The organism is Clostridium sp. CTA-19, from assembly GCF_054767855.1.
Genome location: NZ_BAAABH010000080.1, coordinates 1 through 1,187, shown reverse-complemented (window position 1 = coordinate 1,187; position 1,187 = coordinate 1). Strand labels below are relative to the sequence as shown.

1 protein-coding gene is annotated in these 1,187 nt (G+C 26.8%); it reads left to right on the top strand.

Going from position 1 to position 1,187, the window contains the following annotated elements; genetic code table 11:
- The coding region (locus ACYUE0_RS17675; RefSeq protein WP_460271930.1) for an RNA-guided endonuclease InsQ/TnpB family protein at positions 1-1,068 on the top strand (1,068 nt) is incomplete at its 5' end.
- Between the last annotated feature and the right edge of the window lie 119 nt (positions 1,069-1,187).

Below are 1,187 nucleotides of genomic sequence, written 5' to 3'. Positions count from 1 at the left end.
TTCTATCTTGCTCATAATAAAGAAATTTATCAAAAAGAAAAAAGATTTGTAAGTGGAATGGATTTTTCAAAATGGCTTAATAATGAGTATATCCCTAATAACCAAGATAAAAAGTGGATAAAAGAAGTATCTTCTAAAGCTACAAAACAAGCTATTATGAATGGAGAAAAAGCTTTTAAAAAATTCTTTAAAGGAGAAACAAGTTTTCCTAAGTTCAAGAAAAAGAAGAATAAAGATGTTAAAGCTTATTTTCCTAAGAATAATAAAACTGATTGGACTATAGAAAGACATAGAGTTAAGATACCAACGATTGGGTGGATGAGATTAAAAGAATATGGGTATATACCAAMTAACTCTATTGTAAAGAGTGGAACAGTTAGTCAAAAATCAGATAGATATTATGTATCTATATTGGTTGAAGAAGATATAAAACCGAATGATAAACCTTATTCTTGTGGAATAGGTATTGATTTAGGGATAAAAGATACTGCTATTTGCAGTAATGGAATAAAATTTAAAAATATAAATAAGAYGAGTAAAGTTAAAAAAATAGAAAGAAAATTAAAAAGGGAACAAAGAAAACTTTCAAGGAAATATGAAAGTTTAAAAATAAGAAATAAAAATAATAAGGAGGGAGCTACTAGACAAAATATCCARAAGCAAGTAGTTAAGGTACAGAAAATCCATCAAAGATTATATAATATTAGAAATGATTATAATAATAAAATAGTTTCAGAACTAGTGAAAATCAAGCCAGTTTTTATAACTATAGAAGATTTGGCCATTTCTAATATGATTAAGAATAAGCATTTATCTAAAGCTGTACAAAAGCAAAAATTGTATGACTTAAGAAATAAACTTATTTCAAAATCACATCAAAATAATATTGAAATAAGACAAGTGAGTAAATGGTATCCATCATCTAAACTTTGTAATAAATGTGGAAGCGTAAAAAAGGACTTAAAGCTTTCAGATAGAGTATATAATTGCAAGTGTGGTTATAGTTTTGATAGAGATGCAAATGCTTCATATAATCTTAGAGATGCAAAAGAATATAAGATTATCTAACGTTAAATAGATACTTATATATGTACCGTTGGCTAAATGGGAATTTAAGCCTGTGGAGTGCTATATAAACCAAAGTAGCTTCGGCAAAATGGAGTACATTGAAACAGGAAAAATCTCAA